This window comes from Devosia sediminis (assembly GCF_016411825.1).
GTDB classification, from domain to species: domain Bacteria; phylum Pseudomonadota; class Alphaproteobacteria; order Rhizobiales; family Devosiaceae; genus Devosia; species Devosia sediminis.
This window is the reverse complement of sequence record NZ_JAEKMH010000002.1, coordinates 368446-390348: the sequence shown is the minus strand read 5'-3', so window position 1 is coordinate 390348 and position 21903 is coordinate 368446. Positions and strand designations below refer to the sequence as shown.

Genomic DNA, 21903 nt, shown 5'->3' with positions numbered 1-21903 from the left:
CTCGATAGCTGTTCGAGATGAGACGGCGCCGTTTCGGAGATCAGGCCCACAGCCCTTCGGCAGGAACCCCGCATGCGTCATCGCCCGGCGGCGCACGGCCACCGGCGGTCAATCATGGACCGACACCGCCTCAGGCGTTGCGGATGCGGATGTAGAAGATCGCCATGACGGCTCCCGGAATCATGTGTCAGCCCCTGGTGTCGAAGCCGACCCAGATGGTGATGTTTTCGCCGCCCAGATAAGGGATGGTGACGTTTTCGACGACCTTGACGAATTCGGCGGTCTGGCTCGGGGGCGTCAGGGCGACGGGAAGCGTGTATTTTTCCGAGAAGATGGCCTGGCCATCGCGCTCGACGGCGAAGCGGATCGGGGCATTGACGCTGGCCTGGCTGCCGGCAGGGCCCAGAAGCACGCGGCCGGTGACGCCCATATTGACGGTGATCTGACCGTTGGACACGACGCAATTGCGCGAGGTTTCGTCGATCACGCCCTGATACTGCAGGGCCTTGGCGTCGCCGACGCGGCCATTGCCATAGAAGTACATGGCCTCGCCGCCAGCGCGCACCTTGATGGGCGGACATTCGGTGGCGATGACCGGCAGCGCGCTGGTCTGGGCCTGGGCAACCGCCTGCGGCGTGGCTGTGGCGTTCTGCAGGTTGGCATTGGCAGCCGAACCGCCACCGCCGAACATAGAGCCCATGGAACAGCCGGCCAGCAGCACGGCAAGGGCGCCGGTGGCGGCAGGGCGGAGGGAAGACGTCAGGGTCAGGGTCATGGTGTGCTTTGCTCCTGGCGATCAGGCGGTGGCTTGGAGGGCCATGAGGATGGCGGGAGCGCCACTGGCGGTGACGCCGGGGGCATCTTCGACGAAAACGGCTTCGAACACGCCATTGCGGATGATGGCGGCGGCCCGGGCATAGCGCGTACCCATGCCATTGGCGGAGAAATCCTTGTCGAGGCCGAGCGCCTTGGCCAGAGCGGCATTGCCGTCGGCCAGGAAATCCACGTCCGACAGCGCGTTGGACGCCTCGGCCCAGGCCTTCATCACATGGTGGTCGTTGGCGGCGGCGCAGACGATGCGGTCGACGCCCGCTTCGCGCAGCTTTGCCGCATTGGCGACGAAGCCCGGAAGGTGATTGACGTGACAGGTGGGAGTAAAGGCGCCCGGAACGGAAAACAACACAACCGTACCCTGGCCCAGTGCCGCGTCGCTCGTCGTGTCCTCGACACCGGCCGCAGTCACCAGCTTGATCCCGACAGACGGGACCGGATTGCCGCGCTCGATCATTGGTGGAACAGCCCCATGCTCGGCGGCCAGGCCGCCCTACTCCAAAACTATACTCCTGCGATATGCGGCTTTTTACAAAGGCACAAGGCCAGTTGGCTTATTGAGCCAGAGCATCCACATTCGCATCGGTGCCGGATTCAATCGTCCGGCTTACCTCATAGGCGCCCGTCGGTGTCATGAAAGACAGCTCGACCTCCAGGCCATCGAGCGCACTATTGTCGGTTTTGCCCACGATGGGAAGCAGCACTAGGTTTGGTTGAGGGCTTTTTTGCGGCGCGCCGAAGACCGGATCGTCGAGGTCTCCGGCCACGATAACAGAGGCAGGATCGATCACGGCGCTGTCGATTTCGACCAGAATGCCCGAGCCGTCATCGGCCAGGTGGATGGCGCCGGCCGGTTCGGGCCCCTCCTCCCATTCGATGGGCACATTGGCGAGGGCCTGACGGATGCGCAGGGCATTGGCCTCGTCGCTGGCCTCGCCGCGTGCCGGCAGGGTCAGCGCTGCCTGGGCGGGCACGCAGATGTCCGAGCAGATGCCGAGCGTCGCCTCGAGCGAAATGGTGACAGCCTCGCTGCCGACATCGAGCGCAATGGGGAGGACGGTGTGGCCGAAATAGACATAGTCGACCAGGCCGTCGAGCTCGTCGCGGATGGGATAGGGCCAGTGCACTTCATGACCGGCAATGCCGGAGAAATCGAGCTGCGCCGGCAGGCCGCTCTCGCCGGGCACTTTCCAATAGGTCTTGGTGTTGTCAGGCATGTCGATTTCGAGCGCTACCCAGGCGCGCCCATCGGCGTCGGGCGCGCCAGCGCTGATGAGCCGGACGGAGACGCCGGGAGCCACTTCCTGCCACGGGGTTTCACCCGCCGCGGCGGACAGGACTGGCAGGACAACGGCAAGGGCGAGAGCAGGAAAGAGACGCATGGAAAGGCATTAGCGCAGCAAGAGATGAACAGCCAGATAGCGCCGCTTCAGGCCTTCGTGAAGATTGGATCGGCTCGCGCGCTTGGCAGGGCAGCAGGTGGGGCCTACAATCGGGGCCCATGAACAGTCTTGAAGGCCAATTTCTCGTCGCCATGCCCGACATGGCGGACGAGCGCTTCGTCGAGAGCGTCATCCTCGTGGTCGGTCATGGGGCGGAAGGCGCCATGGGCCTCGTGGTCAACCACGAACTGGCCAATCTGCGCTTTGCCGACATCCTGGACGAGCTTGACCTCGGCGACCCCGACGCCATTATCCGCCTGCCCGACAGCATCAGGGAACGCGCAGTGATGCGCGGCGGCCCTGTGGAAAAGGGGCGCGGCTTCGTGCTGCATTCGGGAGACTATCACAGCGGCAACACCTACACGGTTACCGAGGACATTGGGCTGACCGCGACGCTCGACATCCTCAAGGCCATGGCCTTCGGTCCGGCACCGCGATCGGCCCTGTTTGCCCTGGGCTGCTGCGGCTGGTCGCCCGGCCAGCTCGAAAACGAAATCGGCGCCAATGGCTGGCTCACCATCCCGTTCAGCCGCGAACTGCTGTTCGATGTCCCGGTGGAAGAGCGATACGACCGGGCGCTGGAGAGCCTGCACATCACCCGAGCAAGCCTCAGCAGCGAGGCCGGGCACGGGTAGGATGTACCCTTAAACACGAGTGTCACCCCGGCGAAAGCCGGGGCCCATCCTGGGATCTCGAGATGGATCCCGGCCTTCGCCGGGATGACAGCCGGTGTGATTGAGCAATGGCCGACTACGACGCCGCTACTTCCCCAGTTGTGCGGCGAGTTTCTTGCCCAGTTCCGCCCCGACCATGGCGGCACCGAAGGCAAAGCCCTGGGCATAGCGGCAGTTGAGCTGGCGCAGGCGCTCGATCTCGTCGAGGCTCTCCACCCCTTCGGCGACCACCATCAGATCGAGATCGTTGGCCAGCGCCACGATGGCCCGGATGATCGGCGCCTGGGTATGGGCGATGCCGGTTTCGGTGCCGAGGCGCACGAAGGGCGCCGGGATCTTGATGGTGTCGAAGGGGAAGCGGTGCAGGTAGCTCAGCGATGAGTGGCCGGTGCCGAAATCGTCGAGGGCCAGCCCCAGGCCCATATTGCGCAGCGCTTCGAGCATATAGGCGGAGTGTTCGGGATTGGTCATCACCTGGCTCTCGGTGATCTCGAGCTTGAGGTGGGAGGTCAGCTCGTTGTCCTGCGCCACGAGGCTGCGCATGTCGGCCAGAAGCGTTTCGGACGCCAGCTGGCTGGGCGATAGATTGACCGAGATGAAGAAGGCTTCCGGCAGGCCGATGGTCGCCATCCAGTCGCGCGCCTGGGCGGCGGACTGTTCGAAGGCGAGGCGACCGAGCTTTTCGATCTGCCCCGAGCGCTCGGCCAGTGGCACGAATTCGTCGGGGGTGACCATGCCGCGCGTCGGGTGGTTCCAGCGCATCAGCGCCTCGGCCCCGGCGATCTGCCCGGTCTGGATATCCATGATTGGTTGGAACTGCACCTGCAGTTCACCTTGCTTCAGTCCACGCTCCAGATCTTCCTCGCTGGCCTTGTTGTAGGAGGCGATCGAGCGGGCCGAGGCGCGATAGGCCTCGATGCGGTCGCCGCCCAGGCGCTTGGCGTAATACATGGCCAGCTCGGCATCGCGCAGCACATCGCCGGCCGTCGAGGGATTGCTGTCATAGATGGTGACGCCGATCGAGGCGGTGAGAATGAGGTCGCGGTCGCCGAAATTGAACGGGGCCTTGAGCGCCTTGCGAATCTGCTCGGCGGTCTCGGCGATCTTGGCGGCCGCCTGTTCGGACGAGAGGATCACCGCGAACTGGTCGCCGGCAATGCGGGCAACGGTATCGAGCGGGCGCATGATGCGCGAGATGCGGCGGGAAATCGCCAGCAGCACGGAGTCGGCGGCGGAGTGGCCGATGCGTTCCTCGAGCTCCATGAAGCGGTCGATGTCGATCAGGAACACGGCCGGCTTGGTGCCGCCGGGCGTGCGGGCGCGCACCAGGGCGCGTTCGAGACGGTCGAGGAAGAGCTGACGATTGGGCAGGCCGGTGAGGCTGTCGTGGACGGCATCGTGCAAGAGGCGTTCGCGCGAGGCCCGATCATCGGTGACGTCCTGCAGGGTGCCGACGATACGGTTGACCTGGCCATCGCCACCCAGAACCGGCTTTACGCGCATGCGGAAGGTGCGGAAATTGCCGTCGTGCCCGGCCACGCGGATATCGGCGGAAACCTTGCCGCGCCGCAGCTCGACCAAGGTATCGAAGGCGGTGCGGAAGCGATCGCGATCGTCGGGATGGACGCGATCGAGCCAGCGCTTGATGGCGCCGCGCAGGGCACCGCGCTTTTCACCCAAGCGTGTCGCCAGCTCGTCGCTCACGGTGACGCGGTCGCGCTCGATATTCCAGTCGAAGACGAAATCGCCCGAGCCGGTCAGCGCCAAAGCACGGCGCTCGACTTCGCTGAGAGTGCCGATGGAAACCTGGCCCTCGGAGAAGGCATGCTGCACCGCGGTGAAGCCGAGCAGCATGACGATGAGCACGAGGCCACCGCCGACGGCCGGCTGGGCCACGTCATTGGTTACCTGCCCCGAAATCACCAGCCAGGAATAGAACAGCCAGGCGATGAAGATGATCCAGGTCGGCACCAGCAGCACGGCGCGGTCGTACCCGCGCAGGGCCAGCAGCAGGATCAGGAAGAAGCCGGAAACGCCGAGCAGCGCCAGCACGAGGCGGGCAATGGTGGCGGCGATCGCGGGCTGGAAGAAGGCAAAGAGGAACAACGCCAGAAACAGCGCGGCGAGGCCAAGCGCCAGGTGGATGAAGCGCAGGTGCCAGCGATGGAGGTTGAGATAGATGAAGAGAAAGCCGGCAAGGGTCGTGGCGATGCCAGCCTCGGCCGCGGCACGCCACGGCTGCATGCCGCTGGCCGGAAGCCCGAGAATGCGCCCCAGGAGGCCGAAATCGATGAGCAGATAGGCCAGCACCGCCCAGGCGAAGGCGGCGGTCGCGGGAAAGACGCCGCGCCCCTTGACCACGAACATGATGGTGAGAAACACCGCCGCCAGCGAGGCGACGCCCAGCACCACCCCGCGGAACAGGGTGAAGGAGTTGACGTAGTCGCGGTAGGCGCTCGGCTCCCAAAGGTAGAGTTCGGGGAGGCCGCTGCTCGAGAGTTCGGCGATGACCGTCATGGTGGCGCCGGGGTCGAGGGTGACCTCGAACACGTCGGCCTCGGGATCGCTCAGCCTTTCCGGCCGGATGCCGGCGCTGGGGGTGACCGCATTGATGCGGTTTTCCCCGAGATCGGGCTGGAACACGCCGGAACCGGGCAGGCGGAAGAACGGCGCAACGAGCAGGCGCTGAATCTGTTGGTCGCTGTCATTGCGCAGCGCAATCAGCGCGAAGGCCGGATTGGTTTCGGGATCGGTCGCCAGCACCTCGATGCGGCGAATGATGCCATCGGCATCGGGCGCGGTGGACAATTGCACGCGCCCACCCTGGCCAGGGACAACCTCCACGACTTCGGAGAGGTTCACGGCATTGACGTCTTCGGGGACGGAAATGACTTCGAAGGCATTGGCCGACACAAGGCCGGACAGCGCGAGCGCGAGGCAGATCGCGAATGCTATGAGATGACGCATCGGGAGCAGTTAAATCCTGCGCTAGGCTTCATTATGGCGGCAGTCCGGGAAAAAGCGCGAAGCCCCGACAAGCCTTTGTCTTCTTGATCCTCCAGCGGAGCGCTAACTTGGTAAGGGAGATTGACGCTTGCGACAAGCGTCCATGGCTGTTGCAGCAGCGCAACACACAAGGATTTCGGCCTCAGGCGACGCGGGAGCGACGGGCCAGTTTCTGCAGCGCCCAGGTTTCCTCGGTCAGGCCCATGAGCACATGGTCCTCCCAGCGACCGTTGATCTGGAGGTAGCGCTCGGCATAGCCCTCCTCGACAAAGCCGTTCTTCTCGAGCACGCGGCGCGAGGCCATGTTGGTGGGCAGGAATGCGGCATGGACGCGGTGCAGGTCCAGGGCCTCGAAGATGAAGGGCAGCACCACGCCCACGGCCTCGGTCATCAGGCCCTTGCCGGCATAGGGCTGGCCCATCCAGTAGCCGAGATTGACGAACTGAGCGGCGCGCCGGCGAATGTTGGAAAGGGTGACGCCGCCCACCAGTTGCTGCTGGCGGCCGTTTTCGATGAAGATGAAGAAGGTGTAGTCGGACCCCTCCTCCGCCTCTTGCCGGGCGCGGCGCACCCGCATGGAGAAGACCCGGCGGCTGAGATCGAGCTCGGTCCAGCGCGGCTCAAAGGGCCGCAGAAAGTCCTGGCTGTCGCGGCGCAGGCGATACCAGGACTCGTAGTCGCGCATCTGCGGCAGGCGCAGCGTGACGCGGGACCCGCGCAGGGTGACCAGTGGCGCCGGAGAGGACCAGGGCCAGAACATGATGATCAGCGCTTGAGCGTTTCACCGATGCTTTCGACATCGGCGAGGCGGCTGATGGGGCCGATGCCGGCCAGGGTGGGATTGCCGGCGGTGAAGATCTGCTCGGCCACGTCGCGCACCCGCTGGGCAGTGATGCGATTGATGCGCTCCACCGTTTCGGCCATCTGGATGGGACGGCCCCAAAGGATCTGCTGGCGCGCCAACTGACCGGCGCGGGCCGAGGGGCTTTCGAGCGACATCAGGAGGCCGGCCCGGATCTGGTTGCGGACGCGGACAACTTCCTCGTCGGAAATGGTCTCGGTGGCGCGGCGCAGCTCGTCGAGCACCACCGGCACCAGTTCGGCAACCTCGTCTTCGCCCGTCGCGGCGGCAACACCGAACACGCCGCTATCGGCAAAGGCCCAGTGGAAGGAATAAACCGAGTAGCAGAGGCCGCGCTTTTCGCGCACTTCCTGGAACAGGCGCGAACTCATGCCGCCACCAAGGATCGAGGCCAGGACCTGGGCGGCGTAAAAGCCGTCGGAATTGTAGGCACGGCCCTCAAACCCGAGCACGATGTGAGCCTGTTCGTGGTCGGAAATCAATCGCTCCTGGCCGCCCCGGTATTCGGCGCGCTGCGGCGCCGGCGCACCATTGGGCACCAGATCGGCATAGCGCTCGCGCGCTACGTCGACGAGGCCGTCATGATCGACATTGCCGGCCGCGGCGACGACCATGTGGTCGCCCACATAGTTGCGGCGCATGTATTTGCGCACCGTTTCGGGCGTGAATTCGCGCACCGAATCCACCGTACCCAAAATGGTGCGGCCGATGGGCTGGGTGGGGAAAGCGGCTTCCTGGAACAAGTCGAAAACGTGGTCGTCGGGATTGTCGCGGGCTGCGCCGATCTCCTGCACGATCACCTGCTTTTCGCGCGCCAGCTCGTCCTCGTCGAAGGTCGAGTTCTGGAGGATATCGGCGAGGATATCGGCCGCCAGCACCACGTCATCCTTGAGCACGCGGGCGAAATAGCCGGTATGTTCGATGGAGGTCGCGGCATTAAGATCGCCGCCGACATTCTCGATGGCCTCGGCGATCTGCAGCGCCGTGCGCGACTTTGTGCCCTTGAAGGCCATGTGCTCGAGCAGGTGCGAAATGCCGTGCTCGGCCTTGCGTTCGGAGCGTGCCCCTGCCTTCACCCAGACGCCCAGCGAGGCGCTTTCGAGATGCGGCATGTCGTCGGTGAGGACGACCATGCCGTTTTCCAGGGTTGTCGATCTTACGCTCACACAGTCCTCCTGAACCTGCGGCCTGATCGACCGCGGTTCTCACGTGTCGTTCAGGCGCGGCTGCGGGCCGCGATGAAGTCTTCAATCTGGCGCTGGTCATTGTCCAGCACCGTGACCCGTTCGGGTCGTTGATAAAGGTCGGCCAACCAGGCCGGCAGCGCCGGCTCGATGCCCGAAGCGGCAGCCACGGCGGCCGGGAACTTGGCCGGGTGGGCCGTTGCCAGCGTCACCATGGGAATGCCGTCATGTTCGATAGTGCGGGCTACCCCGACGCCCACGGCGGTGTGTGGATCGAGCAGGTAGGACGAGGCCTTCTGCGTCTCGGCGATCACGCGGCTGGTCGCGGCCTCGTCGGTGGTGCCGGCGGCAAAATCGCGGCGGATGGCAGCGATGGAATTTTCGGGCAGCTCGAAGCCGCGCGACTGCTTGAGGCCGGCCATCATGCGGTTGACCGCACCGGCATCGCGGCCGGCGCTCTCGAACAGCAGGCGCTCGAAATTGGACGAAATCTGGATGTCCATGGAGGGGCTGATGGTCGGCGCCACGCCGGTCATCTCGTAGCGACCGGTATCGAGCGTGCGCTTGAGGATGTCGTTGGCATTGGTGGCAATGACCAGCTTGTCGATGGGCAGACCCATCATCTTGGCGCAGTAGCCGGCGAAGATATCGCCGAAATTGCCGGTTGGCACGGTGAAGCTCACCTTGCGATGCGGCGCGCCCAGCGACACCGCGGCGGTGAAGTAGTAGACGATCTGCGCGACGATGCGGCCCCAGTTGATCGAGTTGACGCCCGAGAGGCGCACCCGATCGCGGAAGGCATGATTGTTGAACATGGCCTTCACCGCGTCCTGGCAATCGTCGAACGTGCCTTCGAGCGCGATGTTGTGCACATTGTCGTCGAGCACGGTGGTCATCTGCCGGCGCTGCACTTCAGAGGTGCGCCCGCGCGGATGCAGGATGAAGATGTCGGTGGTGTCGCGACCACGGAAGGCCTCGATAGCAGCCGAGCCGGTATCGCCCGAGGTGGCGCCGACTATGGTCGCCCTGAGGCCCCGCCCGGCCAGGATATGGTCCATGACGCGGCTCAGGAACTGCATGGCCACGTCCTTGAAGGCCAGGGTGGGCCCGTGGAACAGTTCGAGCACGAAATGGCCCGGCTCCAGCTCCACCAGCGGCGTTACCGAGGGGTGACGGAAGGTGGCATAGGCCTCGTCGATGATGGCCTTGAGCTTGTCGGCGGGAATTTCGCCATCGGTGAAGCGCGAGATGATGGCATAGGCGACATCGGCATAGGGCTTGCCGGCAAAGCCGGCAATCTCGGAAGCGCCGACCTCGGGCCAGGAGGCGGGGACATAGAGGCCGCCATCGGTGGCCAGACCTGCCAGAACTGCATCGGAGAAGCCAAGCGCCGGCGCCTGGCCGCGCGTAGAGACAAACTGCATCGAGGGGAGAAGCCCTTTTAGAATTGTTGCAACCTAGTCAAAGCGGGCTTTGGCCGCAAGGTTTGCGCTCACCCATCCGTCCGGTTCGGCTTGCGATACTGGCGCGCCACCCAGACGCCGAGCATGGCTAGGGCGATAATGGCAAAGCCATACCAGGTGATGGCATAGCCCAGGTGGTTGTTGGTGAAGGTCAGCGCCGTTTCCCCGCCCTGGGGCAGGTCGCCTTCGCCACCGGCCAAGAGGTCGACATAGAAGGGGGCAATCGGGGCGAGTTCCGGATCGACCATGGCGGCGAGGCGCGCGGGATCGCGCACCCATTCGATGCGGTCCGACATATTGGCCTCGGGCACCATCATGCCGGCCTTTTCGCCCGGCCGGAACAGGCCGATCACCGTGACGCTGCCGGGATCGTCGCCATGAAGGTCGCCCAGGGCCGCCTGCTCCTGCATCTCCTGCGGCACGAAACCGCGATTGACGAAGACGGTGCCGCCGGCGTCGAGCTCGAAGGGCGTCACTACCCAGTAGCCGGGGCCCGAGAAGCGGCCGCGCGCGTCAGAGAGGCTGGTGAAGACCGTCACCGTCTGGGTGTAGCGATAGGTGCCCGTCAGGGTTACGGGCTGGAAATTCCAGAGGTTAATGTCGAGACCCTGCCACTGGTCGGCAGAGGGGGCCGGAACCGGTTCCGCATTGAGGCGGTCATCGACCGCCGCCATCAGGGCTTCCTTTTCCCCAAGGCGCGCCATCTGCCAGTTTCCGAGGAACACGCAGGTGACGACCAGCGCCAGCATCAGGGCGATGAACAGCCAGTCGGTCCAGCGCAAACCGCGTCGGGGTGCAGTTTCGTCCTTGGTCATGCGGGTCTCCAAAGAAAAGGGGCGCAGCCTGGCCGCGCCCCCCATTCACGATGCTGCCGAACCTAGTGGTTCAGCGCCACGCCCCAGCTACCCCAGACATAGACCGAGGCGAAGAGGAACAGCCACACCACGTCGACGAAGTGCCAGTACCAGGCGGCGAATTCGAAGCCCAGGTGACGCTCGGGGGTGAAGTGACCGGCATAGGCACGCGCCAGGCAGACAATGAGGAAGACCGTGCCGATGAACACGTGGAAGCCGTGGAAGCCGGTCGCCATGAAGAAGGTCGCGCCATAGAGGTTGCCCGAGAACGAGAAACCGGCATGGGTGTATTCGATGACCTGAACGATGGAGAACAGCACGCCCAGCGCGATGGTCAGCCAAAGGCCATACTTGAGGCCTTCGCGGTCCCCTTCGAGCAGCGCGTGGTGGGCCCAAGTGACCGTCGTGCCCGAGGTCAAGAGGATCAGGGTGTTGAACAGCGGCAGGTGGAAGGGATCGAACAGCTCGATGCCGGCCGGAGGCCAGTGACCTCCGGTGAAGGCGACGCGGGCCACCTGCTCGACGTCGTCATAGCGGAAGAAGCCATCGAAATAGGCCCAGAACCAGGCCACAAAGAACATCACTTCTGAGGCGATGAACAGCATCATGCCGTAGCGATGGTGCATCTGCACCACCGGGGTGTGGCTGACGCCGTCCTCGGCTTCCTTCACCACATCCGCCCACCAGGCGTAGAAGACGTAGAGCACGCCGGCCAGACCGATGAAGAACGGGAACGGAGTCCAGTCCCGCATCCAGGCCACAGCGCCGATCATCATGACCAGCACGGCAACCGACATCCAGAACGGCCAGGGGCTCGGTTCCACCATGTGGTAGTCGTGGTTCTTTTCAATGGCGGCGGACATGTTCAGCTTCCCTCATTGTCTGAAGCGTAGAAGGTATAAGAGAGCGTGATCTCTTTGATGGTGTCGAGTTCGCGGTTCTCGTCGAGATCGGGATCGACGAAGAAAACGATGGGCATTTCCACCGTCTCGCCGGGCTGCAGCGTCTGCTCAGTAAAGCAGAAGCACTCGATCTTGTTGAAATAGACGCCGGCCTTGTCGGGCACGACGTTGAAGATCGCCTGGCCGGTTACCGGTTTGTCGGAATGATTGGTGGCGATGTAGTTGACGGTATCGACATTGCCGATGCGGTCGGTGATCGGCGCGGCCGGAACAACGGTCCAATCCAGCGCCGGATCGATGTTGACGTCGAAGCGCACCTTCATCTCGCGGGCGATGACGCCCTTGGGATTGTCGCTGGCGACCTGGGTGGTGCCGCCATAGCCGGTCACCTGGCAGAAGAGCTGGTAGAGCGGCACGGAGGCAAAAGCGAGGCCCACCATGCCTGCCGCAACGCCGGCCAGGATGACCCCGACCCGCTTGTTGCGGTGGCCCGGATCGGCCGGCTGGAAGGGGGCGGTCGCGTCGGCCATCACATTGCCCGGTCGAACAGAGCCGGACCCATCTTGACGAGGGTCAGCACGTAGAAGGTGATGGCAAAGAGCGCCAGGGCGGCGGCGAGGGCGATCGAGCGGCGGCGGCGCTGCTTGCGGAAGGCAGCTTCCTGTTCGGCGGTCATGCCATTGGGGGCCAGCTTGGCACCAGTGATTTCAGCCATGGTCAGATTACTCCCAGGCGCAGGGCGATGAAGTCGGTAAGCAGCGCCAGGAACAGCACGAACAGATAGCTCAGGGAATAGGTGAACACCGTCCGCGCGGTGCGGCGCATGGACACGGAGTCCGGGGCGCGCAGGAGGCGCAGGCACAGCCAGACAAAGCTGATGCCGGTCACGGCGGCGACGGCGCCGTAAATCCAGTCGGAGAAGCCCAGCCAGTTCGGCAGGAGGCTCGCGACGGCCAGGAGGATGGAGTAGCCGAAAATCTGCCACTTGGTGGACTGTTCGCCAGCCACATTGGGCATCATCGGCACGCCGGCAGCGCCATAATCGCCCTGCTTGTAAAGCGCCAGCGCCCAGAAATGCGGCGGGGTCCAGAGGAAGATGATGAGGAAGAGCGCGAAGCTTTCCCAGCTCAGCGAGCCGGTGACGGCGGCCCAGCCCACCATGGGCGGAAAGGCGCCGGCCGCGCCACCGATGACGATGTTCTGCGGCGTCGAGCGCTTGAGCCACATCGTATAGACGACGACATAAAAGAAGATGGTGAAGGCGAGGAAACCGCCAGCCAGCCAGTTGGTGGCGAGGCCCAGCAGCGTCACCGAGAAGACCGAAAGGATGAGGCCGAAGGCGAGAGCTTCGCCGCGGGTCATGCGGCCCGCCGGGATCGGACGGTTCTGGGTGCGGCTCATGATGGCGTCGATATCGCTATCGTACCACATGTTGAGCGCGCCCGACGCCCCTGCCCCGATGGCGATGCAGGCAATGGCGATGAGCCCGATGAAAGGGTTGATGCCGCCCGGGGCCACCAGCATGCCCACCAGCGCCACGAAAACGACCAGCGACATGACGCGCGGCTTGAGCAGCGCCAGGTAGTCTTCTACCCGCGCACCGCCGGTGAAGGCGGAAACTTCGCTGCTGTCGTCAACAAGGGCCAATGGTCTTTCCTTTCAGGGTGCGGACCGCGCTGACGCTGCGCGATCCGCTGGTCTTGTCAGGTGCGCTTAGTGCGCATCCTTGGAGTCGATCTTGGGCAGGGTCGAGAACTGGTGGAACGGCGGAGGCGAGCTCAGGGTCCATTCCAGCGTCGTCGCACCCTCGCCCCACGGATTGTCACCGGCCGGGCGCTTCTTACGGCTGGCTTCCCAGGTCGCGTAGAAGAAGATCAGCATGGCGACGAAGGTCACGTAGTAGCCGATAGACGAGACACGGTTCCACAGCGCGAAGGCATCGGGGTAGTCGATGTAGCGACGCGGCATGCCGGCTAGACCGAGGAAGTGCTGCGGGAAGAAGATCAGGTTCACGCCGACGAACATGACCCAGAAGTGCAGCTTGCCGAGGAACTCGGAGTACATGTAGCCGAACATCTTGGGGTACCAGTAGTACCAGCCCGCGAAGATCGAGAACACGGCGCCCAGCGAGAGCACGTAGTGGAAGTGCGCCACCACGTAATAGGTGTCATGGAGGGCACGGTCGGCACCCGCATTGGCCAGCACCACACCGGTTACACCGCCGACGGTGAACAGGAAGATGAAGCCGATGGCCCAGAGCATGGGAATGCGGAAGGTGATGGAGCCGCCCCACATGGTGGCGATCCAAGAGAAGATCTTCACGCCCGTGGGCACCGCGATGACCATGGTGGCGGCCACGAAGTAGCGCTGCACGTCGAGGCTGAGGCCGGTGGTGTACATGTGGTGAGCCCACACGACGAAGCCGACGAAGCCAATGGCCACCATGGCATAAGCCATGGCCATGTAGCCGAACACCGGCTTGCGGCTGAAGGTCGCCACAATGTGGCTGACGATGCCGAAGCCCGGCAGGATCATGATGTACACTTCGGGATGGCCGAAGAACCAGAACAGGTGCTGGTAGAGCACCGGGTCGCCGCCGCCTTCAGGAGAGAAGAAGGTTGTGCCGAAGTTGCGATCGGTCAGCATCATGGTGATGGCGCCGGCGAGGACCGGGAGAGCCAGCAGCAGCAGGAAGGCTGTGACCAGCACCGACCAGGCAAACAGCGGCATCTTGTGCAGCGTCATGCCCGGGGCACGCATGTTGAGGATGGTGGTGATCAGGTTGATCGCGCCGAGGATCGAGCTGACGCCGGCGACGTGGAGCGAGAAGATCACGAAATCGGTGGCCGGACCCGGATGACCGGTGGTCGAGAGCGGCGGATAAGCCGTCCAGCCGCCGCCGAAGCCGAGGGCGCCTGCGGGGCCTTCAAAGAACATCGAGAGCACGGTCAGCAGCAGCGCCGGCGGCAGGAGCCAGAAGGCGACGTTGTTGATGCGCGGGAAGGCGGTATCGGGCGCACCCACCATCAGCGGGGCAAAGTAGTTGGCAAAGCCACCCATGGTCGCCGGCATCACGGTGAAGAACACCATGATCAGGGCGTGGGCGGAGACGAACACGTTGAACATGTGCTTGCCGGCGTCGATGGCGCTATCGCCCTCGAGACCGTAAGCCATGGCAGCGAGGCCGTGGAAAATCTGGATGCCGGGTTCCTGCAGCTCGAGGCGCATGGCGCCCGAAAGCAGGCCGCCGATGACGCCGGCCACGATGGAGAACACGAGATACATGATCCCGATGTCCTTGTGGTTGGTCGAATAGACCCAGCGGCGCCAGCCGGTCGGGGTGTGGTGATCGTGGCTGGCGTGATCGTGCCCGGTGGCGTGGGCTTCGAGGTTTGCAGTATTTGCCATTTTTGGTTTCCTCTGACCCTTGTCTTATAGCGCCGGCAGCGTGGCGGCGGCCGTCGCGTAGTCACGGCTTTCTTCGAAGGCCGCGATGAAGGCCTCGTATTCCTCGACCGTCACGACGCGAACACCGATCGGCATGTAGGCATGATCCTTGCCGCAGAGCTCGGAACACTGGCCGTAGTAGATGCCGGTCTCGCGTGCGTTGAACCAGGTCTCGTTGAGACGGCCCGGAACAGCGTCGACCTTGATGCCGAAGGAGGGCACGGCAAAGGCGTGGATGACGCCGGTCGGGCTAGCCGTGACCTGCATGCGCACGGTGGTGTTGACCGGAACGACCAGCTCGTTGTTGACCGCCAGGAGACGCGGCTGGCCGGGCTTGAGTTCGGCGATTTCGGCTTCGGAGAGAATGTTGGAATCGAAGGCCAGGCCCTGATCCACATATTCGTAGTTCCAATACCACTGCTCACCCGAGGCCTTGACGGTGACGGTCGCAGCGGGAACCTCGACTTCGCCCAGCGAGAAGATGTTGGCGCCGAGATATTTGCGCTCACCATCGGGGACGGTCATCTGGTCGGACAGCACGCCGAAGGACGGAATGGCGATTACCACCAGGATCAGGATCGGCACAACCGTCCAGATCACCTCGATCAGCGTATTGTGGGTGAAGCGCGCCGGGACCGGGTTGGCCTTGGCATTGAAGCGCACCATGATGATGACGAGGAGCACCAGCACCAGCAGCACGATGCCGGTAATGGTCCACATCAGGATGCCGTCGTGGAAGGCCACGATGGAGTCCATGATCGGGGTCACCGATTCCTGCAAATGGAACTGACCCGGCTCAGGATGGCCACGACCGACCGCGCCGATCTCCTGGGCCGACGCCAATGCCGGCATCAGCGCCAGTGCGGCCGCCGAAACGGCGCCCATCTTCCTAAAGAACTGCCCGGTCACCATATACCCCCTATCGACATGTTCTGGCGGCTTGCACCGAAGACGGGCGGGGTGAAATAGCGGCATAGCTAACGCCGCCCCGACTCAACTTCGGAGCGCAAAACTCGTCTTTGACCTAAATCACATTGCATGGGCCGAGTCTATTGTAGGCTTGGCGGGGCTGAGTGCGGCAAATTGGTGCCCATAAGGGGCAACGTTGCCTCATCCGCGCCGCAGTTTGCCCCGAAAACCTGCCGGAAATCCGGGCTTTGGTTGACAGGTCCGGGTCCGTATCGGAAACAGACCGAACCCACGCGCATGGCGCCGATTCGGCAGGAGCAGTGATAGAAGTGATGGTCTGGGCAAAGCGGATTGGTGTGCTTGGCGCAATGGGCGTGACCCTTCTCATGGGATCAGCCATGGCGCAGGGCACGGTACGCTCCGAGCACGGCGATTGGCAGATGAGCTGCGACACGCCGCCCGGCGCCAGCTTCGAGCAATGCGCCATCATCCAGAACGTGCTTGCCGAAGACCAGCCCAATGTCGGCCTGTCGGTGATCGTGCTGCGCACCGCCGACCGCGAGGCCCGCCTTTTGCGCGTGCTGGCGCCGCTGGGCGTGCTGCTGCCCAATGGCCTCGGACTCAATGTCGACGGCACCGATCTCGGGCGCGTCGCCTTCGTGCGTTGCCTGCCCAATGGCTGCATTGCCGAGGTCGAGCTGGATGACGAGATCATCAAGGTGCTCTCCGAAGGCACCAGCGCCATTTTCGTGGTGTTCAAGACACCCGAGGAAGGCGTGGGCATTCCCGTGTCACTCGACGGCTTTGCCGAAGGCTTTGCCGCCCTGCCCTGATCGCCTCGGGAGACGTCCATGACCGAGGAGCGCCGCAAGGTTCCCCGCCGTCGCACCCTCAAGGGCGGCCGGATCGTCATCAATAACGGGCATTCGACCTTCGACTGCACCATCCGCAACCTGTCGGATGCCGGCACCAAGCTCATCGTCACCAGTTCGCTGGCGATCCCGAACCGATTCGAGCTTGCCATGGACGACGGACGGCACTTTGCCTGTGAAGTCACCTGGCGCACCGAGACCGAACTGGGCGTGCAGTTCATTCCCGCATAAAAAAACCGGACGCGTGCAGGGCACGGTCCGGTAAGTCGTCAGGAAACGGAACCGGCGGCAAAACCGGCTCGGGGGAGACCGGCCAAGGGCCGGTCCTGGAGATGGGACGCGCACCGGCAAAAGTGTTCGTCCCAACAAGGGTGCAGCCGGACCAGCCGGCCGCGAATTCAATCAGCGCGCATTCCGCGAACGGGCGGCGTTGAGGACCATGCCGGGCGTGCGGCCATCGCGGGCGAGCAGGGCTTCGGCCACATCCTGGCGCGTAATGCCCAGATCGCGCAGGTGCGCGGCGTCAAGGTCGAGCAGGCTCGTGAGCGCGGCGCGACGGGTGCGATTGGCTTTGGCCCGGGTGAACCAGGCAAAGAGGGCACGAGCAGGATTGACGTGCGAGCCAGCCGCGACTGACCGCTCGCCGGGAAGCGAGAGAGCCATTTCAAGTCTCCGAGGTCACAAGGAAACCGCCGGAAGGGAGCCCGGCGGCGTGGGGTCGACACAGCACTGTATCGATGGTGCAAGCAATACGCCGCTGGACTTCCATTCGTCCAACAAATAGATTTCATCCCGACGATCAATTTGGGTGATGCGAATGACCGCCCCGCTCGACCTCGACCAGTTGCAGAGTTTTTGCGCCATCGCCGACTGCGGCAGCTTCACCGAGGCGGCGCGCCGGGTGAACAAGACGCAGTCCGCCGTTTCGATGCAGATCAAACGGCTGGAAGAGCGCCTGGGCCATGCGCTGTTCTCAAGGGACGGGCGCAGCGTCACTCTCACCCATCATGGCGAAGTTCTTTATGAACGGGCGCGCAAGATGCTGCGCACCAATGCCGAGATCCTCGACCACTTCAACGACGGCGATCTGGCCGGCTCGATCCGCTTCGGGGTGCCCGACGACTATGCGGTGCGCCTGCTGCCGGTGATCCTTTCGAGCTTCCAGCGGACCCATCCCAAGATCGCCGTGGACGTGTCCTGCATGGCATCCGAGCAATTGCTCGAAGGCATGAAGGCCGGGCGATACGATCTCATCGTCTTCACCCAGGGGACCGACCACAATTTCGGGGAGTTGTTCCGCACCGAGAAGATGTTCTGGGTGTCGAGCCATGGCGGCCGGGCCCTGGCGGCGCAGCCGCTGGCCATCGCCTGCGGCCCCAATCTCTGCATCTGGCGCAAGGATGCCATGGACCAGCTCGAGCGCACCGGCCTCGACTACCGCGTGGCCTATACGTCATCGAACGCCACGGCCATTTCCTCGGCGGTGCTATCGGACCTCGCCATCGGCTTCCTGCCCGAGAGCGCACTGCAGCCCGGCATGCGCGTCATCGGCGAAGAGTATGGCCTGCCCCGCCTCGCCGATGCCCAGATCGCCCTGATGCGCTCGAGCCATGCCTATGGCGGCATCTATGATGCCCTGGCCAATCATATCGTGCAGTCGATGGGCAATCTCGAACAGCCACGCGCCGAGGCCGCCGAGTAGCGTCAGCAGGTTGTTGACATGTGTAAGTCATTAGCTTACACATCTGCATGATCCGCAGTTTTCGCCACAAGGGCCTGGCCGAACTCTGGACAAGCGGCCGCTCGGCCAAGCTTGACCAGAAGCTGCTGACCCGGATCAAACGGCGGCTACAAGCGCTGGACGTCGCAGCTGCTCCTGACGATCTCAACGTCCCGGGCTTCAACCTTCACGCCCTGCGCGGACCGGTGCCGGTGCGGTACACCGTTCACGTCAACGGGCCATGGTGCATTACCTTTTCGTTTGAAGATAAGGACGCGACCGATGTCGACTTCGAACAGTATCACTGAGTCCATTCGCGCCGAACGCGGTGATTGGTGCCCTCCTCACCCCGGCGAATTGTTGGCCGAGGATGTCATTCCCGCAACTGGCAAGAGCAAGGCAGAGATTGCTCGGCTGCTGGGCATTTCTCGCCAGCACCTGCACGACATTTTGTCGGAGAGGAAGCCTGTATCGCCAGAGATGGCGGTGCGTCTGGGAAAGCTTTTCGGCAACGGACCCCGGTTGTGGATCGGCATGCAGGTGGCATTCGACACTTGGCACGCCGAGCGAAATGTCGATGTAAGCCAAATTCCGACTCTGCCTCCCCAGACCGAGGCCGCCGAGTAGCGGCTTGACCCTCGGCTGGGTTTGTCGCACCAGAGACACATGTCCCAGGTTCTGACCAATGCCGCCGAATTCACCGTGTCCGAGATCGCCCAGGCGGTCAAACGGACGGTCGAGGACGAGTTCGGCCATGTCCGGGTGCGTGGCGAAATCTCGGGCTTTCGCGGGCAGCACTCGTCCGGCCACGCCTATTTTACCCTCAAGGACGACGCGGCCTCGATCGATGCCGTGGTCTGGAAGGGCAGTTATGGGCGGCTGACCTTCAAGCCCGAGGAAGGGCTCGAAGTCATCGCCACCGGGCGACTGACCACCTTCCCGCGCTCATCAAAATACCAGATCGTCATCGAGAATATCGAGCCGGCCGGCGCCGGGGCGCTGATGGCGCTGCTGGAGGAGCGGCGCAAGAAGCTGCTGGCCGAGGGGCTGTTCGCGCGCGAGCGCAAGCGGGCCCTGCCCTATCTGCCACGGGTCATTGGCGTCATCACCTCGCCCACCGGTGCGGTGATCCGCGATATCCTCCATCGCCTCGACGATCGTTTCCCCAGCCATGTGCTGGTCTGGCCGGTGCGCGTTCAGGGCGAGACCTGCGCGCCCGAAGTGGTCAATGCCATCGAGGGGTTCAACGCCTTCCTGCCCGATGGGCCGATTCCGCGGCCGGACCTGCTGATCGTGGCGCGCGGCGGCGGCTCGATCGAGGATCTCTGGGGGTTCAATGAAGAAGCCGTGGTGCGGGCCGTCGCGGCTTCCGGCATCCCGTTGATCTCGGCCGTGGGGCACGAGACGGACACGACACTGGTCGACTACGCCTCCGACATGCGGGCGCCGACCCCGACAGCCGCGGCCGAGGCGGCCGTGCCGGTGCGGGCCGAGCTCATCGCCTATGTGGAAGACCAGGGCGCGCGCCAGAGGCAATCGGCGCGGCGAAGCCTCGCCAGCCTCAGGGACAGGTTGCGGGCGGCCAGCGCCGGACTGCCGCGCCCGGGCAACCTCGTGGCGACGCAGCGGCAGCGGCTCGACATGGCGGCCAGCCAGCTGACCGGCGCCTTGCGCGACTCGGTCAGCCAGCGGCGCCTGGCCTTTTCGCGTCTTGCGGCACCGCTGCAACCACGATTGGTGCGCCAGCGCCATGCCGAACTGGCCGAGCGCCTCGCCAATCTCGAGCGCCACGGCCGGAGCGGGCTCGTCAAGACGGTGGAGCGGGCCCGCCTGCGGCTCGACCCATGCTCCAAACAATTGCCCTCGGCAGTAGCGACCGCGCTCGAGCGCAAACAATCCGCTCTGGGACGGGTGCTGCCGCGGCTCTCCGACAAGCCGCTGCGCGCCGAGCTGCGGCATGCGCAGAGCCGGCTCCTGCCCCTCGCCCGGCGTTTCGACCAGGCCGGGGGTCAGATGACCACGGGGCGCCGACAGCAATTGGAGCAGTTGCGAAAGCTTCTGGAAACCTTGAGCTATCGCAGTATCTTGGCGCGCGGCTATGCATTGGTGCAGGACGAGGCCGGGGCAGTGGTCACGAGCCAGGCCGATGCGCGGCCGGGCGATGCGCTGAAGCTGACCTTCGCGGATGGCGATGTCGGCGTCACTGTGGCCGGTGCCCCCGTTGCACGGCGCAAGCCGGCACGATCGGGACCGGATGACGGTTCACAGGAAAGTCTCTTTTGATGGGCGGCGGCCGCCCCTATATGGGCTGGGTCAGCAAGGAACGACGGCATGAACATCTTTGACAAGGGATTTTCCCCGGCGGAAGCCACCCTGCGCTATCTCGACGGCGACTATGTCGTGCTCAAGCCCGGGACATTCGTGCGCTGCGCCATTTCGGGCAAGCCGATCCCGCTCGATGAACTCTTCTACTGGAGCGTCGACCGGCAGGAACCCTATGCCGATGCGGTAACCGCCCATACGGCCTTCGAACGTTTCGGCCGGGGCGCCTGAGAATGGCCGAGGCGGCGCCGCGTCAGCGCTTCCTGGTCATCTCCAACGGGCACGGCGAAGACGCCATCGCAGCCCAGTTCATCGCCCGGCTTCCGGACAGCATCACCGCCGAGGCCTATCCCGTGATCGGCAGCGGCAAGGCGTATGACGGCATCTGCCGCATCGTCGGACCGCGCGCCACTTTGGCCTCGGAGGGCTGGCGCAACGTCAAGGGCTCGCTGCGCCGCGATATCGTCAATGGCGGCCTCATGACCATTCCGCCGGCGCTGAAATTCCTGCGCGCAGTACGCGGCCGGTATAACCGCATCATCGTGGTGGGGGACATGGTCGGCGTTCTCGCTTGCCTTGCCACCGGCAATCGCGATCTCGTCTATATCGATGTCTACAAGACCGGCGCGGCGCGGCTTTATTCTAACATGGAACGGCGGGCGATCCGCCATGCCTGCGCGCTGGTGTTCTGCCGCGCCGAGAACCTCGCGGCGCTGCTGCGCCAGTCGGGCATCGATGCGCGCGCCGCCGGCAACCTGATGATGGATACGATCCCGCGCGGCGACTACGACGCCGCATCACGGCGCACGCAGCCGCTGGCGGTTACCCTGCTGCCCGGCAGCCGGGCTCTGACCGGGGAAAGCTTTGCCCTCCAGATTGGGGCACTGCGGCGCATTCCGGCCGAACGCCGGCCCGATGTCTTTCTGGCGGTCGCGGGCAGCGTCAATGTCGAGGATCTGGCGCGGGCCGGCGGACTTGCGCGGGTGCCGCTGCTCAGCAGCGAACCGGATGATCTTGGTACGCTGAGCGGCGAGGGCATCGCCGTGCACCTGGCGCGGGGCCGGGCCATGGGCAATTTGCTCGATCAGTCGGACGTGGTGCTGAGCCAGGCGGGGACGGCCAGCATCCAGGCGCTCGGCCTGGGCAAACCCGTCATAACCTTTGTCAATCCGCGGGACCGGCGGTCGCGCTTCGAGGACGAGCAGAAGCTGTTCGGGGCGGCGCGGGTCGTGGTGGATGCCGAGATCGGCAATGTCGCGGTGGCGCTCGACGACCTGCTCAAGGACGGCGCCGAACGAGCGCGGCTGGGCGCAATCGGTCGCGAGCGGATTGGTGGCCCGGGGGCCCTCAGCGCCATTCTGTCGGCGCTGGGGCTGGAAGCGCGGGCCTGACCTCTTTCGAGGCAGGGACCTGAT

At 64.4% G+C, this 21903-nt stretch carries 24 protein-coding genes; 9 read left to right on the top strand and 15 right to left on the bottom strand.

Annotated elements, in window-relative coordinates; translation table 11 throughout:
* Nucleotides 1-187: 187 nt before the first annotated feature.
* The 3 genes from JEQ47_RS09205 to JEQ47_RS09195 all read right to left on the bottom strand — a co-directional run bounded on the left by JEQ47_RS09205 (nucleotide 188) and on the right by JEQ47_RS09195 (nucleotide 2213).
* Complete coding sequence (locus tag JEQ47_RS09205; protein WP_198876112.1) at nucleotides 188-775, bottom strand: hypothetical protein; 588 nt, start codon at nucleotides 773-775, stop codon at nucleotides 188-190.
* A gap of 21 nt (nucleotides 776-796) precedes the next feature.
* On the bottom strand, nucleotides 797-1288 hold the full coding sequence (locus tag JEQ47_RS09200) for a peroxiredoxin (RefSeq protein ID WP_198876111.1): 492 nt from the start codon (nucleotides 1286-1288) through the stop codon (nucleotides 797-799).
* A gap of 97 nt (nucleotides 1289-1385) precedes the next feature.
* Nucleotides 1386-2213 carry a protein-disulfide reductase DsbD domain-containing protein gene (locus JEQ47_RS09195; protein ID WP_198876110.1) on the bottom strand — a complete coding sequence of 276 codons (828 nt, stop codon included), beginning with the start codon at nucleotides 2211-2213 and terminating at the stop codon, nucleotides 1386-1388.
* A gap of 119 nt (nucleotides 2214-2332) precedes the next feature.
* Between JEQ47_RS09195 and JEQ47_RS09190 the strand changes: the two genes are divergently transcribed.
* Nucleotides 2333-2908, top strand: a complete 576-nt coding sequence (locus tag JEQ47_RS09190; protein WP_198876109.1) for a YqgE/AlgH family protein — start codon at nucleotides 2333-2335, stop codon at nucleotides 2906-2908.
* A 126-nt stretch (nucleotides 2909-3034) separates the two neighbouring features.
* Here JEQ47_RS09190 and JEQ47_RS09185 read toward each other — a convergent pair whose 3' ends face one another.
* The 11 genes from JEQ47_RS09185 to coxB form a co-directional block, all read right to left on the bottom strand.
* The gene (locus JEQ47_RS09185) at nucleotides 3035-5914 is read right to left on the bottom strand and encodes an EAL domain-containing protein (protein ID WP_198876108.1); all 2880 of its coding nucleotides are present in this window, start codon (nucleotides 5912-5914) and stop codon (nucleotides 3035-3037) included.
* Nucleotides 5915-6095: 181 nt separating this feature from the next.
* Complete coding sequence (locus JEQ47_RS09180; RefSeq protein WP_198876107.1) at nucleotides 6096-6713, bottom strand: GNAT family N-acetyltransferase; 618 nt, start codon at nucleotides 6711-6713, stop codon at nucleotides 6096-6098.
* Between the two features lie 5 nt (nucleotides 6714-6718).
* On the bottom strand, nucleotides 6719-7981 hold the full coding sequence (locus JEQ47_RS09175; RefSeq protein ID WP_198876106.1) for a M16 family metallopeptidase: 1263 nt from the start codon (nucleotides 7979-7981) through the stop codon (nucleotides 6719-6721).
* Between the two features lie 50 nt (nucleotides 7982-8031).
* Complete coding sequence (gene thrC / locus JEQ47_RS09170) at nucleotides 8032-9423, bottom strand: threonine synthase (RefSeq protein ID WP_198876105.1); 1392 nt, start codon at nucleotides 9421-9423, stop codon at nucleotides 8032-8034.
* 68 nt (nucleotides 9424-9491) lie between these two features.
* Entirely contained in the window at nucleotides 9492-10277 is a 786-nt protein-coding gene (locus JEQ47_RS09165; protein ID WP_198876104.1) for an SURF1 family protein, read from the bottom strand.
* 62 nt (nucleotides 10278-10339) lie between these two features.
* Nucleotides 10340-11179 (bottom strand): cytochrome c oxidase subunit 3, encoded by an 840-nt coding sequence (locus tag JEQ47_RS09160; protein ID WP_198876103.1) that lies wholly within the window; start codon nucleotides 11177-11179, stop codon nucleotides 10340-10342.
* 2 nt (nucleotides 11180-11181) lie between these two features.
* A complete protein-coding gene (locus tag JEQ47_RS09155; RefSeq protein ID WP_198876102.1) occupies nucleotides 11182-11748 on the bottom strand; it encodes a cytochrome c oxidase assembly protein in 567 nt (188 codons plus the stop codon).
* Complete coding sequence (locus JEQ47_RS09150) at nucleotides 11748-11933, bottom strand: cytochrome c oxidase system small membrane protein (RefSeq protein ID WP_198876887.1); 186 nt, start codon at nucleotides 11931-11933, stop codon at nucleotides 11748-11750. The genes JEQ47_RS09155 and JEQ47_RS09150 overlap by 1 nt, the downstream gene beginning before the upstream one ends.
* 2 nt (nucleotides 11934-11935) lie before the next feature.
* Entirely contained in the window at nucleotides 11936-12865 is a 930-nt protein-coding gene (locus JEQ47_RS09145) for a heme o synthase (RefSeq protein WP_198876101.1), read from the bottom strand.
* A gap of 66 nt (nucleotides 12866-12931) precedes the next feature.
* Nucleotides 12932-14626 (bottom strand): cytochrome c oxidase subunit I, encoded by a 1695-nt coding sequence (gene ctaD / locus JEQ47_RS09140; RefSeq protein ID WP_198876100.1) that lies wholly within the window; start codon nucleotides 14624-14626, stop codon nucleotides 12932-12934.
* 24 nt (nucleotides 14627-14650) lie between these two features.
* The gene (gene coxB, locus JEQ47_RS09135; RefSeq protein WP_198876099.1) at nucleotides 14651-15577 is read right to left on the bottom strand and encodes a cytochrome c oxidase subunit II; all 927 of its coding nucleotides are present in this window, start codon (nucleotides 15575-15577) and stop codon (nucleotides 14651-14653) included.
* A gap of 329 nt (nucleotides 15578-15906) precedes the next feature.
* Here coxB and JEQ47_RS09130 point away from each other — a divergent pair, with 329 nt between their 5' ends.
* A complete protein-coding gene (locus tag JEQ47_RS09130) occupies nucleotides 15907-16407 on the top strand; it encodes an invasion associated locus B family protein (RefSeq protein ID WP_198876835.1) in 501 nt (166 codons plus the stop codon).
* Nucleotides 16408-16425: 18 nt separating this feature from the next.
* Nucleotides 16426-16677 (top strand): PilZ domain-containing protein, encoded by a 252-nt coding sequence (locus JEQ47_RS09125; RefSeq protein WP_198876098.1) that lies wholly within the window; start codon nucleotides 16426-16428, stop codon nucleotides 16675-16677.
* 171 nt (nucleotides 16678-16848) lie between these two features.
* On the opposite strand, the gene JEQ47_RS09120 is transcribed toward JEQ47_RS09125, so the two are convergent.
* Complete coding sequence (locus JEQ47_RS09120; protein ID WP_198876097.1) at nucleotides 16849-17109, bottom strand: hypothetical protein; 261 nt, start codon at nucleotides 17107-17109, stop codon at nucleotides 16849-16851.
* Nucleotides 17110-17263: 154 nt separating this feature from the next.
* Here JEQ47_RS09120 and JEQ47_RS09115 point away from each other — a divergent pair, with 154 nt between their 5' ends.
* The 6 genes from JEQ47_RS09115 to JEQ47_RS09090 are packed head-to-tail and all read left to right on the top strand — an operon-like array spanning nucleotide 17264 to nucleotide 21879.
* Entirely contained in the window at nucleotides 17264-18148 is an 885-nt protein-coding gene (locus JEQ47_RS09115) for a LysR family transcriptional regulator (RefSeq protein WP_198876096.1), read from the top strand.
* A gap of 47 nt (nucleotides 18149-18195) precedes the next feature.
* Entirely contained in the window at nucleotides 18196-18474 is a 279-nt protein-coding gene (locus JEQ47_RS09110; RefSeq protein WP_198876095.1) for a type II toxin-antitoxin system RelE/ParE family toxin, read from the top strand.
* A complete protein-coding gene (locus tag JEQ47_RS09105; RefSeq protein ID WP_198876094.1) occupies nucleotides 18449-18793 on the top strand; it encodes a HigA family addiction module antitoxin in 345 nt (114 codons plus the stop codon). Before JEQ47_RS09110 ends, JEQ47_RS09105 begins: the two co-directional genes overlap by 26 nt.
* A gap of 39 nt (nucleotides 18794-18832) precedes the next feature.
* On the top strand, nucleotides 18833-20449 hold the full coding sequence (gene xseA, locus JEQ47_RS09100; protein ID WP_198876093.1) for an exodeoxyribonuclease VII large subunit: 1617 nt from the start codon (nucleotides 18833-18835) through the stop codon (nucleotides 20447-20449).
* 48 nt (nucleotides 20450-20497) lie between these two features.
* Nucleotides 20498-20719 carry a DUF2093 domain-containing protein gene (locus tag JEQ47_RS09095; RefSeq protein WP_198876092.1) on the top strand — a complete coding sequence of 74 codons (222 nt, stop codon included), beginning with the start codon at nucleotides 20498-20500 and terminating at the stop codon, nucleotides 20717-20719.
* Between the two features lie 2 nt (nucleotides 20720-20721).
* Nucleotides 20722-21879: a glycosyltransferase family protein gene (locus tag JEQ47_RS09090; RefSeq protein WP_198876091.1), complete on the top strand. Its 1158-nt coding sequence runs from the start codon at nucleotides 20722-20724 to the stop codon at nucleotides 21877-21879.
* The last annotated feature ends 24 nt before the right edge of the window (nucleotides 21880-21903 follow it).

Bases quoted from the DNA above. Each gene is read 5' to 3' on its own strand.
- JEQ47_RS09205 (WP_198876112.1), bottom strand. From the start codon at position 775: ATGACCCTGACCCTGACGTCTTCCCTCCGCCCTGCCGCCACCGGCGCC.
- JEQ47_RS09200 (WP_198876111.1), bottom strand. From the start codon at position 1,288: ATGATCGAGCGCGGCAATCCGGTCCCGTCTGTCGGGATCAAGCTGGTG.
- JEQ47_RS09195 (WP_198876110.1), bottom strand. From the start codon at position 2,213: ATGCGTCTCTTTCCTGCTCTCGCCCTTGCCGTTGTCCTGCCAGTCCTG.
- JEQ47_RS09190 (WP_198876109.1), top strand. From the start codon at position 2,333: ATGAACAGTCTTGAAGGCCAATTTCTCGTCGCCATGCCCGACATGGCG.
- JEQ47_RS09185 (WP_198876108.1), bottom strand. From the start codon at position 5,914: ATGCGTCATCTCATAGCATTCGCGATCTGCCTCGCGCTCGCGCTGTCC.
- JEQ47_RS09180 (WP_198876107.1), bottom strand. From the start codon at position 6,713: ATGTTCTGGCCCTGGTCCTCTCCGGCGCCACTGGTCACCCTGCGCGGG.
- thrC (WP_198876105.1), bottom strand. From the start codon at position 9,423: ATGCAGTTTGTCTCTACGCGCGGCCAGGCGCCGGCGCTTGGCTTCTCC.
- JEQ47_RS09165 (WP_198876104.1), bottom strand. From the start codon at position 10,277: ATGACCAAGGACGAAACTGCACCCCGACGCGGTTTGCGCTGGACCGAC.
- JEQ47_RS09160 (WP_198876103.1), bottom strand. From the start codon at position 11,179: ATGTCCGCCGCCATTGAAAAGAACCACGACTACCACATGGTGGAACCG.
- JEQ47_RS09155 (WP_198876102.1), bottom strand. From the start codon at position 11,748: ATGGCCGACGCGACCGCCCCCTTCCAGCCGGCCGATCCGGGCCACCGC.
- JEQ47_RS09150 (WP_198876887.1), bottom strand. From the start codon at position 11,933: ATGGCTGAAATCACTGGTGCCAAGCTGGCCCCCAATGGCATGACCGCC.
- ctaD (WP_198876100.1), bottom strand. From the start codon at position 14,626: ATGGCAAATACTGCAAACCTCGAAGCCCACGCCACCGGGCACGATCAC.
- coxB (WP_198876099.1), bottom strand. From the start codon at position 15,577: ATGGTGACCGGGCAGTTCTTTAGGAAGATGGGCGCCGTTTCGGCGGCC.
- JEQ47_RS09130 (WP_198876835.1), top strand. From the start codon at position 15,907: ATGGTCTGGGCAAAGCGGATTGGTGTGCTTGGCGCAATGGGCGTGACC.
- JEQ47_RS09125 (WP_198876098.1), top strand. From the start codon at position 16,426: ATGACCGAGGAGCGCCGCAAGGTTCCCCGCCGTCGCACCCTCAAGGGC.
- JEQ47_RS09120 (WP_198876097.1), bottom strand. From the start codon at position 17,109: ATGGCTCTCTCGCTTCCCGGCGAGCGGTCAGTCGCGGCTGGCTCGCAC.
- JEQ47_RS09115 (WP_198876096.1), top strand. From the start codon at position 17,264: ATGACCGCCCCGCTCGACCTCGACCAGTTGCAGAGTTTTTGCGCCATC.
- JEQ47_RS09110 (WP_198876095.1), top strand. From the start codon at position 18,196: ATGATCCGCAGTTTTCGCCACAAGGGCCTGGCCGAACTCTGGACAAGC.
- JEQ47_RS09105 (WP_198876094.1), top strand. From the start codon at position 18,449: ATGTCGACTTCGAACAGTATCACTGAGTCCATTCGCGCCGAACGCGGT.
- xseA (WP_198876093.1), top strand. From the start codon at position 18,833: ATGTCCCAGGTTCTGACCAATGCCGCCGAATTCACCGTGTCCGAGATC.
- JEQ47_RS09095 (WP_198876092.1), top strand. From the start codon at position 20,498: ATGAACATCTTTGACAAGGGATTTTCCCCGGCGGAAGCCACCCTGCGC.
- JEQ47_RS09090 (WP_198876091.1), top strand. From the start codon at position 20,722: ATGGCCGAGGCGGCGCCGCGTCAGCGCTTCCTGGTCATCTCCAACGGG.